Consider the following 13177-nt stretch of genomic DNA (forward strand, 5'->3'; position numbering starts at 1 on the left):
CACGCGGCGTGCGGGCCGTCCGGGGCTCAGCCCGCCACCGGTTCCTTGACCGGGGGTTCGTCCACCGGGGGCTCCTCCGCGGTCCCCGGTGGACGGCCGTGCGCCGAGCCGCCGCCCGTGGGCGCCGACGGGTGCGTTGCCGGGCCGGGCGTGTCCCGGTCCGGGTCGGCGACGACGCGGATCGCGCCTTCCGGGGCGATCGGGCGCCACCAGTCTCCGCCGTCCCAGTTGACGGCCGGTTCGAGGAAGTCGCCCGGGCGCGGCACGGCCAGCCGTACGCCTAGGCGCGCCGCCTCGGCCGCGGCGCGTTCCACCGGTTCGTGCCACGCGTGCGGGGCGAGGTCGAACGTGCCCCAGTGGATGGGCAGGAGCAGGTCGCCGGCCAGGTCGAGGTGCGCCCGCACGGCTTCCTCGGGGTTGAGGTGCACCTCGGGCCAGGCGTCCCCGTACGCGCCGGCCTGGATCATCGTGAGGTCGAACGGCCCGTAGGCGTCCCCCAGGTCGACGAAGCCGGGGAAGTACCCGGTGTCCCCGCTGTGGAAGACCCGGTGCTCCGGCCCGCCGACGACCCACGACGCCCACAGGACGGTGCCGAGGACGCGCGCACCCCTGTTGCAGTAGTGCCGCGCCGGGGTGGCCGTGAACGACAGCCCCTCGATGTCCGCCGATTCGTGCCAGTCCAGTTCGACGATCCGCCCCGGCGGTACGCCCCAGCGCTCCAGGTGCGCGCCGAGCCCCAGCGGCACCGCGAACCGGGTGTCGCGCCGCGCGAGCGCCTTGACGGTGGCCATGTCCAGGTGGTCGTAGTGGTCGTGCGAGATCACCACGGCGTCCAGCGGCGGCAGTTCGGCCCAGGGCAGCGGGACCGCGTGCATCCGGGCGGGGCCGAACGCCGCCGACGGCGAGCAGCGCGTACTCCACACGGGGTCGAACAGCACCCGGCGGCCGTCGATCTCCACGAGGACGGTGGCGTGCCCGAGCCAGGTCGCGCGCAGGCCGCTTTCCGGCGCCACGTCGTAGTCGGCGGCCCGCCGCGGGGTCAGCGGGATCGGCCCGGTCGGCCGCCGCAGGCCGGCGGCGGCCCGCTGCTGGCGCAGCATCAGGCGCATCGCGCCGTCGGACATGCGCCGCGTGGGCACGGGGTTGCGGAACGCACCGTCGACGAAGTGCGGAGAACGGCGGACGCGTGCCAGCCGCTCGCCCGCGGGGCGGGCGCCCAGCGCGGCGGGCCACTGAGGCGCGAAGGCTTGCCCGGTCACACAATCTCCAACCCACGCAGGACTTCGGCGGCGGTCGGCGGAAGCCCGGCCGCGGTACCCGCCGACTTCACCGATGATCGGATGATGATCGGAATGCGGTCGGGTGAGGGGAGACTAACCCCCACGTGCGGCCTGAAACGTCGTTCGCCGGGAGGGCCGGATCGCGGCCCGGTGCTCCGGCGGGAGTAGCCGCGCGGGCCTCCTTGGGGAGTGCGCCGGACGAGTGAACGGTTGTCCGGCGGCGATCGGCGTACTGCCGCGACCGGCACCACCGGCCAGGACCGGCCAGGACGGCGTCGTACGGCGGGGCCCCGCGGCACGATGCACCCCCGACCTCAGCGGGCTGTCGGCCGCTCCCCTTAGGCTCGGGGCGTCGCCGCACCCGGGGGTGGGAGTCAACTCCTGTGCGGTCGGCGACACTTCCCGACCGCGCGCGGCGCACAAGACATCTCAAACCATGCCAAGGGGTGACCGGCCATGACCGACTCGACGTCGTACCTGGAGCTGTCCGAGGACGGCGGGGGCTCGCACAAGTTCTACGAGGTCGTCGTGTCCGGCACGGATGTCACGATCACGTACGGCCGCATCGGCGACCCGGGCAAGGCGACCACCACGCCGTACCCGACCGCCGAGAAGGCCGCCGCGGCCGCCGCGAAGAAGCTCGCCGAGAAGAAGCGCAAGGGCTACGAGGAAGCGGTGCGCGGCGTGCGCAAGCGCCGCTCGGTCACCCGCCGGTCCATCCCGTCGCAGGGCACCTCGGCCTCGCGTACGCCGTCGAACGTCAAGCGCGCGCCGGTGCTGTGGAAGTACAACTCGGGGGCGGCGGCCTTCGGCGTCTTCGTCGACGGCGAGCGCGCCATGGTCGGCAACGAGCGCGGCGACGTGTGGTCGCTGACCCACGAGGGCGAGGTCACCAACCGCTACCAGCTGCCCGACGGCGTCAAGTGCATCGTCGGCGACGAGTCGTGGATCTACGCCGGATGCGACGACGGCAACGTCTACGACATCGGCGGCAAGGCACCGCGCCTGGCGTACGAGATCGCCGAGAACATCGACATCTACTGGGTCGACATCCACGACGGCACGCTCGGCGTGTCCGACGCCGGCGGCGGCATCACCACGATCGACCACGAGGACGAGTCCCTGTGGGCGGAGCGCGGCAAGGGCACCGGCGCATGGATGGTCCGTGTGGACGGCAACGCCGTCTACCACGGCCACTCCGCGGGCGTCGAAGGCTTCTCGAAGGCCACCGGCGAGCGCCTGTGGTACCAGCCGACCAAGGGCTCGGTGCTCTTCGGCTGGCAGGAGAAGGACGACGTGTACGCGGGCACCTCCGGCAACAAGGTGCACCGCATCCGCAAGTCCGACGGCGAGATGCTCGCCACCTACGACTGCAACGCCTCGGTCTTCAGCTGCGCGACCGCGCGCGACGGCGAGTACGTGTTCGCGGGCGACAGCTCGTCGTCGGTCTACTGCTTCAAGGCCGACGGCACGCGGCTGTGGAAGCTCGGCACCGGCTGCGGGTCGGCGTACTCGATGCAGTACCACGAGGAGCGCCTCTACATCGTGACCACCGGCGGCCAGCTCGCGTGCATCGACGTGAGCGAGGCGGCGATCCACGCCGCCGAGGCCGGGACCGTGCCCGAGGTCCGCGACGTCAAGCTCGCGACCCTGGACGCGGTGGTGCCGAGCGCCGAGGTCGAGACGACCTCGGACGCGGGCGACGGGATCATCGTGGAGTGCGTCAGCGTCGGTTCGCGCCTGCGCGTGCACGTCGTCTCGGCGGGCTACGAGGCCGGCTGGAACGTGCAGTTCCCGAAGAACATGCGTATCCCGGGTGCGCGGTACGTCGTCGAAGGCGTGCGGGAGTCCGCCCAGGGCGGCTTCTACCGGGCGCACGGCGAGATCAAGCGCCTCGTCTGACCCGCAAGGCCGCGTGAGCCGAGAGTCGCGTGAGCCGCGAGGCCGCGTGCGCCAGGCGGCCGCATGACCGGCCAAGACCAGTGGCAACGGTGAAGGGCCCGGCGCTGCCGGGCCCTTCACACGTCTTCGGAAGGTACGCGCGGGACGGCGCCGTACGTCAGTCCTGCCGGTCCCCGCTACCGCCGCCGGCCTTGGCGGGCTGCTTGCGCTCCTCCGCGGCCCGCGCCTTCGCCGCAGCCGCGGCGCGTTGCGTCTCGGCCATCTGCGCGACGCCCTCGGCATGCCGACGGCCGAACAGCGACGGCAGGCTCGGCGCCGCCAGGAAGCCTTCCGCGCGGGCGGACGCCAGCCCGATGCGCGGAAGCTCGCTCGCCTTGCGGAAGACCAGGTAGCGCGGTTCCCAGATGGGCCGGTACTTCGCGTTCGCGCGGTACAGCGACTCGATCTGCCACCAGCGCGAGAAGAACGTCAGCACCGCTTTCCACAGGCGCAGCACCGGGCCCGCGCCGAGCTTCGAGCCGCGCTCGAAGACCGACCGGAACATCGCGAAGTTGAGCGAGATCTGCTCGATGCCGTGGTCCTTCGCCTGCCCGATGACGTCCAGGATCATGAACTCCAGCAGGCCGTTCTCCGACTCGCGGTCGCGGCGCATCAGGTCGAGCGAGATGCCCTTCGGCCCCCACGGCACGAAGCTGAGCAGCGCCCGGAGTTGCCCGTCGCCGTCCGTGCACTCGACCATCATGCAGCGGCCGTCGTCCGGGTCGCCGAGGCGCCCCAGGGCCATCGAGAAGCCGCGCTCGGTCTCGCCGTCGCGCCAGCGGTCCGCGAGGTCGAGCAGCGCGCTCATCTCGGCCATCGGGATGTCCTCGTGCCGCCTTATGCGCGTCGTGTACCCGGCACGCTTGACGCGGTTGTACGCCTGCCGCACGACCCGCATCGCCCGGCCCTCCAGGCTGAACTCCGCCACCTCGACGATCGCTTCGTCACCCAGTTCGAGCGCGTCGAGGCCGTGCCGTGCGTAGATGGTGCCGGCCTCCTCGCCGGCGCCCATCACGGCCGGGACCCACGCGTTCTCGCGGGCCTCCTCCAACCACGGCTCGATCGCGCCCGGCCACGCCTCCGGGTCGCCGATCGGGTCGCCCGCCGCCAGCGAGACGCCGCCCACCACGCGGTAGGCGATCGCGGCCTTGCCGCTCGGCGACCACATGACGGCCTTGTCGCGGCGCAGCGCGAAGTAGCCGAGCGAGTCGCGGTCGCCCCACTTGTCGAGGAGGTCGCGGAGCTTGACCTCGTCGTCGGGGCAGAGCAGTTCGCGGCCCTTGGGGGCGCGGAACAACACGTACAGGATGAGCAGGAAGAGCACCACGGCCGCGATGTTGATGGTGATGTCGGTCGCGCGCGGCACCGAGATGTTGTCGTACGCGCTCTCGCGGGCCAGCGTGAACATGCGCAGCATCGTGTACTTGACCCGCTCGCCCATGCTCGCCTCGTCGAGGCGGTCGGTGAGCGAGACCAGCGTCGCGCCGAGCAGGATCACCAGCGACAGGCCGCCGAGCAGCACGGCGCTCGCCTTGGCCACATTGCCGCGCTCGCCCTTGGCGTAGAACTCGGCGCGGCCGAGCCACAGCGCGACGAACGGGACCAGCGAGACCGCGGTCGAGACCCAGTTGAACGGGTGCTGCCGGAAGTCGTGGAAGGCGAGCGCCACGGCGTACAACGCGAAGGTCGGGACCAGCAGGATCGCGGTGAACACCCAGGCCGCGCGCTTGCGGCGGTTGAGCATGACGGCGAGAAAGATCGCCAGTGCGGCGATTGTGAAGCTCGCGGTCAGCAGGAACGGCGTGTAGTACTCACCGGTGTCGTGCCGCCGGACGCGGGTGCGCAGCGGCACCATGAGGGCGGCCAGCAGGTCGAACACGCCGACGAGCCGCAGGTACCAGACGAGTACGCGGGCCGAGATGTGCTGGACGCGTTCGCGCCGCGTGCGCGGTTCGCTCGCGGCCTTGCCGTTGCCGCTCACCCGTCCACCGCCGATCGGGTGGTCCGGGCGGGAGGCTGGGCAGGGCACATGGGGGACGGCTCCTCGGAACGGGCGATGGCAGGCGAATGCCCGGTCCGATCCGTGGTGATGCCAGACCGTCCGGGCGAATTGTCGCGAGTTTTCGGACCTTCCGAGACTAGGGCTCCGACCGGATTCCGCTCGTGAGCACAGAGGCGGACATCGCCTCGTTCACGGGTATGACAGGCGCGCGGGTGCTCTCCGCCCCAAGGCGTGGCCGGGCGTCGGACCCGAACAACCGCCGTGGTCCGGCACCTTGGCGGGTGCCGGACCACAGACGCGGGTTCGGGCGGGTACGCGTCCCGGACGGAGGGCCTCCGTGGTTGACCCTCCGGCCGAGCCGCGGACCGCGCGGAACCTGGGGTGGGGCAGGCCAGGTGCCGGAGCCGGGCTCGTGGGCGGGGCGTCGCCCAGGGCCGTCAGCCGTCAGCCGTCAGCCGTCAGCCGAGGCCGGGCAGCCCGCCGCCGACGCCGGGGAGCGCGGGCAGGGCGCCCGTCGGGGCCGCGGGGGCCGCCACCGGGGCGTTGACCTGGGCGGCCGGAGCGGTGGCCGGGACGGCCGGACCCTCGATGGTCTGCTGTGCCGGGGCGACCTTCTTGGTGGGGGCGGCAGCCGGCTTCGCGGGCGGGACGGCCGTCGCGGCGTCCGGCGTCACGTTGGCGGCGGGCGGCGTCGCTGCGGCGGTGCCCTGGCCGACGGCCTTGGTCGCGGGGACCGCCTTGCCGGTGGTGTTCGAGGCGCCGTTGGCCGCGGCGGGCACGCCGCTCTGCACCGCCTTGCCCGTCGACTTGCCGGTGCCGGTCAGCGTCTGCGTCGCACCCGGGACCTGGTCGGTGACGGTCGTCGCGTCCGGCGTGCTCAGCCCGTTCATCCCGCTGATGCCGCCCAGCGGCGAGTCGGCGTGCGCGCTGGAGGCGCCGAACAAGGGCGCCATGCCCGCCGCGGCGATCAGCAGGGCGGACTGGGCGACGCGGCGCTTGAAGTGCGTCATCGTGCTCCTCGCAGGTCGAGAGTCGAACGCTGAACGGTGGCCGACCCGGTCTCCGGATCGGCCACCGTGACTACCGCTCGACTGCCCGGGTGGTTGCGGGGAACGTCGGCAAAAGCTTGGCAATACCTCGGTGTGTCATCGCATTTGGCGAGCGATGGGTAGTTTGCGAAATTTCGTGTTCTCATCCTGATTCGGGACTTTCGCCACCGGCGGCGAGTCCGGTCCCACGTCGGCGAACGCGCTGCGCCCGGTCAGCAGGTATTGGACCACGAGGCCGATGGAGATGACCGCCGCGCCGCCGGCCGCGTCCAGGATGTAGTGGTTCGCCGTCGCCATGACCACGAACGTCGTGGTGAGCGGGTACAGCAGGCCGAGCGCCTTCATCCACCCCTTGGGTGCCATGAAGAAGATGACCAGGCCGCACCACAGCGCCCAGCCCACGTGCAGCGACGGCATCGCGGCGTACTGGTTCGACACGTTGGTGAGCGCCCCGAAGTCCGGATTGGCCAGGTCCTGCGGGCCGTGCACGGTGTCGATGTAGTTGTAGCCCGGCATCAGGCGCGGCGGCGCGAGCGGGTACAGCCAGAACCCGATCAGCCCGGTCGCCGTCGCGACGCACAACACGGTCCGCGCCGAGCGGTACTGCGCCGGACGCGTTATGTAGAGCCAGGCCAGCAGGCTCAGCGGCACCAGGAAGTGGAACGTCTCGTAGAAGAACCCGCAGAAGCTCTTGAGCCAGTCGAGCCCGGCCGTGAGGTGGTTGAGCCGGTACTCCATGTCGATGTGCAGGAACTTCTCGATGTCGATGATCTGGCGGCCGTGCGCCTCGGCCACCGTGCGCTGGTCGGGGACCGACGCGCGGATGAACGAGTAGAACGAGTAGCCGACCCGGATCAGGATCAGTTCCAGTATCAGGTTGGGGCGCGACAGCACCCGCAGCGCGTCGGCCAGCAGCGGGACGCGTCGGCCGGGGGCGCGGCCCGGGGCGGCCAGTTCCGGCGTCCTGGCCACCCAGTGCGGCGACGAGTGCTTCAGGAACGGCATCGCGACCGCGGCCAGCACCGCCAGCAGCAGCGGCGCGTTGTCTGCGACCGTGCGGGCCGCGGACAGGTTGCCGGGCAGCAGCTGCTCGCTGTTGAAGATCATCACGGCGGCGACTATCAGCGGCCACACAAGGCGGTCGGCGCGGCCCTTGCCCAGCCGGCCGACGGCCGCGAGCAGGATCCACAGCTGCTGGTGCTGCCAGGACACCGGCGACACCGCGACTACGATGCAGCCGATCAGCGCGGCGCCCAGCACGGTCTGACCGTCCAGCGCGTACGCCACCGCGCGGCGCAGGCCGAACCAGACCAGCGGCACCGCGAGCGCCACCAGCACCGCGTACTCGGCGGGCCCGTCCAGGCCGAGCCGCAGCAGCAGCCCGTGCAGCGACTGGTTCGACAGCGCGTCCGGTACGCCGCCCAGGCCCGCACCGGCGACGTGGTGCACCCAGTACTTGTACGAGTCCTGCGGCATGGCGGCCCAGGCCAGCGCGGTACCGGCGGCGAACGTCCCCGCCGAGGCCAGAGCCGCGTTGCGGCGTCCGGTGAACCACAGGAAAGGGGCGAACAGCACCATGACCGGTTGCAGCGCCATGGCGGCACCGGCGGCCACCCCCGCGCCTCTGCCGGGGTCACGGGCCAGGCACGCGGGCAGCACGAGCAGCACCGGGAGCAGGCTGAGCTGGCCGAGGCTGAGATTGCCGCGGACCGGCAGCGACACGACCATCAGCGAGATCAGCACCGGTGCGGCGAGCAGGCGGGCCCGGCGGCTCGACGTGGCGGTGATGCTGCGGGCCACCAGGACGCCGACCGCCGCCACGATCAGCAGCGTCCCTATGGTCCAGACCACGCCGAGCGTCTGCTCGGCGGCGTTCGTCAGGGGGCGCAGCACCAGGCCGGCGAACGGCGTGCCGGAGAACGGCTTGCCGTGTGCGTCCGCGTCGTACAGCGAACCGGGCAGGTGCAGGACGCCGTCGGTGCCCAGCCAGGTCTCCAGGTCGGCGAGTCGCCGTCCGGGAGGCAGGCTGAGCGTGTGGGCGGCCTGCCGGACGGCGAGCGACGCAGCGAGGATCCAGAGCGCCGCCGGAGCCAGGGGGATCCTGGTCCGTATGTCCGAAAGGTTCCAGCCCCCCGTCCGAGTCATGTGCGGTTTCTCCTGGTAGTTCGTACCGTCCATGCCGATTTCCCGCTCCGGACACCATGTCATTTGCCCGGACGGATCGAAAAGCCGACCGCCCGACACGCGGCGGCGTCCCCCGTATTCTCGACCAGCGGACAACGAGCCGCAGAACCGATGAGTGCCCGCGGCGGACGGAGGACCATGCAAAACCAGCCGGAAAACCAACCGGAAGCCCGGCTCGCGGCCGGCCCGCAGACCCGCTTCCGGACGGCCACGGCCGAGGACGTCCCGGCCCTGGTCGCGTTGATCGAGTCGGCCTATCGCGGTGACTCCAGTCGGCGGGGCTGGACCACCGAGGCCGATCTGCTGGAAGGGCAGCGGACCGACCCCGAGGGCGTCGCCGACGTGGTGAACGGTGCGGACAGCCGAATGCTGCTCGCGTTCCGGGACGGCAAACTGCTCGGCTGCTGTCAGCTGGAGCGCCGTGCGGAGGGGGTCGCCTACTTCGGGATGTTCGCGGTGGACCCCGCGCAGCAGGGCGGCGGGCTCGGGCGCACGCTGCTGGCCGAGGCCGAGCGGGCGGCGGTCGTCGACTGGGGCAGCGGCGAGATGCACATGACGGTGATCCGGCAGCGCGAGGACCTGATCGCCTGGTACGTGCGCCGCGGCTACGCCCGGACCGGCCGCATGACGCCGTTCCCGTACGGCGACGAGCGCTTCGGCCTGCCGCAGCGGGCCGATCTGGAGTTCGAACTGCTGGTCAAGCCGCTCGCCAAGCCCTGAGGCGTCGCCGGTCGGCCCGGACGCCGGCCGACGGGTCGTACGGCACGCCGTCCGGCGGTCGGCCAGACGTCGGCCTGAAACGTCGGCCTAAACGTTGGCCTGATACGCGCGCTCGAGCAGCTCCTCGACGTCCTGGTCCACGTCCTCGACGGCGTGCAGGGGCACGCGCACGTTGATGGTGTCGTTGCCGAGCCCGCGGGCCGGCAGTAACGGCTTCCGCAGCGCGGCGCCGGGCAGCCGCAGGCCGAGGTCGAGGCGGTCCCGCGTGGTCGCGCGGATCAGGGCGTACTGCCGTTTGGGGCTCACCAGCGTCACGTAGGTCTTGCGGACCTGCACCGCCGTGTCCGCGATCGAGGTGCCGACCACGAGCAGGGCGTCCAGGACGGGGCGCAGCGCGGGGCGGTCGTCGTACTGCCCGGCGAGCAGGTTGTCCGCGCTCGCGGTCAGGAACTCCGGGTACCCGAAGCGCTCCCAGACGAGCAGGGACTGCGGGTATCCGCCGAGGTCGCGCTCGTCGAGCCAGGCGCGCAGCGCGGCCTCGTCCCGCACGCCGCTGTCGCGCACCCGCCGGTTCCACACATCGAGGCCCTCGCCGGTCCGCCGGACCAGCAGGTCGATGGTCGAGTCCCGCATCTCCTGCCAGGTTCGCGGCCGTGCCATGACGTCTCCGATTCGCCGGATTCACCGTGACGTGAGCGCTTCATCCGATTCGCCCACGGCGCCCACGGTACGCGCCGCGGGTACGCCGGAGCCGGTCTTCGGCGGGACTTCGGCCCCGTGTCGCGGGGCCGGCGCGGTGCCCAGCCGGGCCAGGAACGTCGGCACGGGGTCGCGCAGCCGGCGCCCGGTCAGCGCGCGCTGGGCGAGCACCGCGATGCCGACCGAGAGGGCCGCGCCGACGGCGTCCAGGATCCAGTGGTTGGCCGTGCCCACGATCACGTAGAGGGTCGCGCAGGGATACAGCGCGGCGGCGGCCTTGAGCCAGGGCGACCGGGCGACGCACGCGACGGCGACCGCACACCACAGCGCCCAGCCGAAGTGCAGCGACGGCATTGCGGCGTACGGGTTCACCAGGTGGACCGCGACCGTATAGCTGCGCGGGCCGCCCGGCAGCGACGAGATCATGCCGCTGCCCGGGAACAGCCGCGGCGGGCACAGTGGGTAGAGCCAGTAGCCAAGGAGCGCGAGCCCGGTGGTGAACGCGAGGACGGTCCGGGCGGCCCGGTAGCGCGTCGGGTGCCATATGTAGAGCCAGGCGAGAACGGCGACCGGCACGACGTAGTGCAGCTCGCGGTAGTAGTCGAGCATCAGCTCGAACCGTCGCGTCGACCTGAGCGACCAACGGTTGACCGCCGCCTCGACGTCGATGCCGAGGAACTGCTCGATCTTGACGATGTGCCGGGCGTTCTCGACGGCCTGCTCGCGTTGCTTCGGGATGGAAGTGCGCAGGTCCCCGCGGATGTTCTGGTAGACCCAGTAGCCGGCCCGGATCAGCATCAGGTCGAGCACCAGGTTGGGCCGGGTGACCGGTCGCGCCATGCCGGGCAGCAGGGCGCGCCGTCCCGGCGGCAGCGGCGGCGGGGCGGCCCGGTGCACCCGCCAGTGCGGGTCCTCGCGGTGTCGGAACGGCACCGCGCACGCGGCGGCCAGTGCGACCAGCGTCGGGACGTTGCCGAACACCGCCGACAACGACGTGCCCAGGCGCGGGTCGACGACATCCCGTTCGACCACCGCCGCGACGAGGATCAGCAGGGGCCAGACCGGGCGGTCCTCCGGGCGTCCGCCGACCCGGCCGACGACGGCCGGGAGCAGCCACAGGAGTTCGTACGTCCACGCCACCGGCAGTACGGCGAGCCCCGCGGCGGTGGCCACGGCGACCGCGAGCAACGGCTGGCCCTCGGCGTGGAACCGGGCCGCGCGCAGTGAGGCGACCACGACGACCGCGGCTCCGAGCATCAGCCACGCCAGCGTCATCACCGGCGTGTCCGCGCCGACGACGCCGTGCGTGTGCTGCCCCGCGATCCGCAGCAGCATGCCGTGCAGCGACGCGTCGGGGTCGCCGCCCGCCAGGTGACGGTCCGTCAGGAGCGGCCGCCACGACGACCCGGGCAGCCCGTCGGCGAGCGACGCCGGCACGATGCCGAGCGCGGCGACGCCGCCGCCGAGCATCGCCGGCCGCCGTCGCCCGGTCAGCCACAGAACGGGGAGCACGGCCAGCGCGACCGGGTCGAAGACCGCGGCAAGTCCGGTCGCGGCACCATGCGCCATGCCGGACATGCGCCGGATGCGGCCAGGGGCGCGCTCGTTGCGCTTCTCGGTGCGCTCCCTGATGAGTTCCTGGACACGGGACCTGCCGCGGAGCCCACCGCCGACCGCAACATCCAGCAGCACAAGGCCGATCGCCGCGAACACCAGCGGTGCCGTGTCGAGCGCGGCGCGGCCGGGAGGCGACAAAAGCAGCACGACGCCCGCGACGGCGACCGCCGACACGTGCAGCACCGGCTTGTTGACCTGCGCGGACCCGATCCGACGATCCGACAGGCCACTCATCCGCCCCACGGTACCGACGTGTCGGCTCGGTGGTGGCAGGACCGCCCTCCGCACCGTTCCTCGGCTCGCGCCTCCACGGGCAAGGCGACGTAATGCCCGGGGACTTCACCCGACGGCAGGACGTCGTTCGTGACAGCATGAGGTTGCGGAGATGCCGGCAGAGTGCGGGTACGCGCCGTGGCGCACGGGGGCCGGTCGTCGTGGGGGAGTGGAGACGTGTCGCACCAGGAACCGCCGCCGTACGGCGGGCCGCCCTATGGCGGCTCCGGCAACCCCTACGGCCAACAGGGCCAGCCCGGTCAACCGGGGCATTCCAGTCAACCCGGGCAGCCAGGTCAGCCCGGCCCAGGCCAAGGCGGGCAACAGCCGTACGGGCAACAGCCGTACGGCCAGCAACCGTACGGGCAGCAGCCCTACGGCCAGCAGCAACCGTACGGTCAGTATGAGCAACAGCCATATGGTCAGCAGTCTTACGGGGATCCGAACCAGCCCGGTCCGCCGCCCGGGGGCCGCAAGCGCAACCCGCTCATCACCGTGGTCCTGGCGCTCGTCGCCATCGCGGTCATCGTGACCGTGGTCATCCTGGTGAGCAAGGATGACGGAGGCGGCGACGGCAAGCCCGGCGACCAGCAGGAGACCGGTGGGCCGCAACTGCCCGGCGGCGGACTGCCGAGCGGCCTGGTCCCGTCCGACATCGAGATCCCCTCGGGCCTGATCCCGCCGGACTTCGACCTTCCCAGCGGCCTGGGCTGACGGCGGAACTGCGCGCGGATTCCCGGACGTCCGGAGGTATTCGGACAAAACCCACTAAATCCGGGCTAATTGGGCCGTCGGGGTGACCGTACGGCGTGGTGCGCGCGCAATCGGCGGTGAAGCGCGCGGGCGTGCTTAGCGTCGGGAGCCATGTACCGACGGATTGTCCGATCATCGGCGTACCTGACCGTTGTCACCCTGTTGTCGCTGGCCGCGGGTGTCCTCGCGGCCCCCGCGGCACACGCGGTGCCCGACGCCACCTGGGACCGGCTCGCCATGTGCGAGAGCAGCGGCCGCTGGAACATCAACACCGGCAACGGCTACTACGGCGGACTGCAAATCCTGCCGTCCACCTGGGACGAGGCCGGGGGCCGCGTGTACGCGCCGCTCCCGCACCAGGCCACCAAGCGCCAGCAGATCACCATCGCGGAGAAGATCCTGCGCTGGCAGGGCTGGGACGCCTGGCCACAGTGCGCCCGCAAACTCGACCTGTACTCGGTGCCGATCACCACGAGCTATGTGGTCCAGCAGGGCGACACGCTCTCCTCGATCGCCCGCAAGTTCTCGGTGCCGGGCGGCTGGGACGCCGTCTACCAGATCAACCGGAACGTGATCGGACCCAACCCCGACCACCTGCTGCCCGGCACGCGCCTGGAGTTGCCCACGTAACCGGGGGCGAATCCGCAAACCGTCCGGTC

General features: G+C 72.0%; 10 protein-coding genes. 4 read left to right on the forward strand and 6 right to left on the reverse strand.

What is annotated here, in order from left to right; translation table 11 throughout:
* Positions 1-26: 26 nt before the first annotated feature.
* Positions 27-1259: an MBL fold metallo-hydrolase gene (locus AB0C36_RS08635; RefSeq protein WP_358351233.1), complete on the reverse strand. Its 1233-nt coding sequence runs from the start codon at positions 1257-1259 to the stop codon at positions 27-29.
* 477 nt (positions 1260-1736) lie between these two features.
* Here AB0C36_RS08635 and AB0C36_RS08640 point away from each other — a divergent pair, with 477 nt between their 5' ends.
* Positions 1737-3182, forward strand: a complete 1446-nt coding sequence (locus AB0C36_RS08640) for a WGR domain-containing protein (protein WP_358351236.1) — start codon at positions 1737-1739, stop codon at positions 3180-3182.
* Positions 3183-3339: 157 nt separating this feature from the next.
* On the opposite strand, the gene AB0C36_RS08645 is transcribed toward AB0C36_RS08640, so the two are convergent.
* The 3 genes from AB0C36_RS08645 to AB0C36_RS08655 form a co-directional block, all read right to left on the reverse strand.
* Entirely contained in the window at positions 3340-5202 is a 1863-nt protein-coding gene (locus AB0C36_RS08645; RefSeq protein ID WP_435839010.1) for a phosphatidylglycerol lysyltransferase domain-containing protein, read from the reverse strand.
* Positions 5203-5681: 479 nt separating this feature from the next.
* Positions 5682-6233, reverse strand: a complete 552-nt coding sequence (locus tag AB0C36_RS08650) for a hypothetical protein (RefSeq protein WP_358351239.1) — start codon at positions 6231-6233, stop codon at positions 5682-5684.
* Between the two features lie 135 nt (positions 6234-6368).
* On the reverse strand, positions 6369-8417 hold the full coding sequence (locus AB0C36_RS08655; protein WP_358351241.1) for a bifunctional glycosyltransferase 87/phosphatase PAP2 family protein: 2049 nt from the start codon (positions 8415-8417) through the stop codon (positions 6369-6371).
* Positions 8418-8594: 177 nt separating this feature from the next.
* Between AB0C36_RS08655 and AB0C36_RS08660 the strand changes: the two genes are divergently transcribed.
* Positions 8595-9176 carry a GNAT family N-acetyltransferase gene (locus AB0C36_RS08660; RefSeq protein WP_358351244.1) on the forward strand — a complete coding sequence of 194 codons (582 nt, stop codon included), beginning with the start codon at positions 8595-8597 and terminating at the stop codon, positions 9174-9176.
* Between the two features lie 87 nt (positions 9177-9263).
* Here the strand turns inward: AB0C36_RS08660 and AB0C36_RS08665 are convergent, their stop codons facing one another.
* Together AB0C36_RS08665 and AB0C36_RS08670 are read right to left on the reverse strand one after the other, a co-directional pair.
* Positions 9264-9836 carry a DUF5655 domain-containing protein gene (locus AB0C36_RS08665; RefSeq protein ID WP_358351247.1) on the reverse strand — a complete coding sequence of 191 codons (573 nt, stop codon included), beginning with the start codon at positions 9834-9836 and terminating at the stop codon, positions 9264-9266.
* Between the two features lie 21 nt (positions 9837-9857).
* Positions 9858-11726 carry a phosphatase PAP2 family protein gene (locus AB0C36_RS08670; RefSeq protein WP_358351250.1) on the reverse strand — a complete coding sequence of 623 codons (1869 nt, stop codon included), beginning with the start codon at positions 11724-11726 and terminating at the stop codon, positions 9858-9860.
* Positions 11727-11942: 216 nt separating this feature from the next.
* Between AB0C36_RS08670 and AB0C36_RS08675 the strand changes: the two genes are divergently transcribed.
* On the forward strand, positions 11943-12479 hold the full coding sequence (locus AB0C36_RS08675) for a hypothetical protein (RefSeq protein WP_358351253.1): 537 nt from the start codon (positions 11943-11945) through the stop codon (positions 12477-12479).
* A 150-nt stretch (positions 12480-12629) separates the two neighbouring features.
* Entirely contained in the window at positions 12630-13148 is a 519-nt protein-coding gene (locus AB0C36_RS08680; protein WP_358351256.1) for a transglycosylase family protein, read from the forward strand.
* Positions 13149-13177 lie beyond the last annotated feature (29 nt).

This window comes from Streptodolium elevatio (assembly GCF_040649515.1).
Lineage (GTDB): Bacteria > Actinomycetota > Actinomycetes > Streptomycetales > Streptomycetaceae > Yinghuangia > Yinghuangia elevatio.

Excerpts from the sequence above, each read along its gene's own strand:
- AB0C36_RS08680 (WP_358351256.1), top strand. The coding sequence starts at position 12,630 with ATGTACCGACGGATTGTCCGATCATCGGCGTACCTGACCGTTGTCACC.
- AB0C36_RS08660 (WP_358351244.1), top strand. The coding sequence starts at position 8,595 with ATGCAAAACCAGCCGGAAAACCAACCGGAAGCCCGGCTCGCGGCCGGC.
- AB0C36_RS08665 (WP_358351247.1), bottom strand. The coding sequence starts at position 9,836 with ATGGCACGGCCGCGAACCTGGCAGGAGATGCGGGACTCGACCATCGAC.
- AB0C36_RS08670 (WP_358351250.1), bottom strand. The coding sequence starts at position 11,726 with ATGAGTGGCCTGTCGGATCGTCGGATCGGGTCCGCGCAGGTCAACAAG.
- AB0C36_RS08640 (WP_358351236.1), top strand. The coding sequence starts at position 1,737 with ATGACCGACTCGACGTCGTACCTGGAGCTGTCCGAGGACGGCGGGGGC.
- AB0C36_RS08650 (WP_358351239.1), bottom strand. The coding sequence starts at position 6,233 with ATGACGCACTTCAAGCGCCGCGTCGCCCAGTCCGCCCTGCTGATCGCC.
- AB0C36_RS08655 (WP_358351241.1), bottom strand. The coding sequence starts at position 8,417 with ATGACTCGGACGGGGGGCTGGAACCTTTCGGACATACGGACCAGGATC.